Here is a 264-nt window from a genome sequence, read left to right as displayed (position 1 = left end):
GGTCGGCGCGGAAACCGGCAGCGCGATGCTCACAGACCTGAAGCTCTTCAACGAGGAGCTGAAGAAGAAGCACGGCGGCAGCGGAATCAAGCAGATCGTCGAATACCAGTCGTATCCGGAAGCCTATCAGGACCTGGCCTTGGGACGCGTCGACGCGGTGGCGAATACGCAGATCAGCCTGAACTCGCTCGTCAAGACGCGTCCCGATACGTTTCTGATCGGCCAGCCGATCGGCAAGCCCACCTACATTGCGTGGGCTGTCAA

1 pseudogene is annotated in these 264 nt (G+C 60.2%); it reads left to right on the top strand.

Annotated elements, in window-relative coordinates:
- Window positions 1-25 precede the first annotated feature (25 nt).
- A pseudogene (locus SB753_RS38100) lies at window positions 26-264 on the top strand (ABC transporter substrate-binding protein); the annotation flags it as partial.

Source organism: Paraburkholderia sp. SIMBA_053 (assembly GCF_046534895.1).
Lineage (GTDB): Bacteria > Pseudomonadota > Gammaproteobacteria > Burkholderiales > Burkholderiaceae > Paraburkholderia > Paraburkholderia caledonica.
Note: the sequence above shows the minus strand (reverse complement) of the source record. Positions and strands in the feature narration are given on the sequence as shown.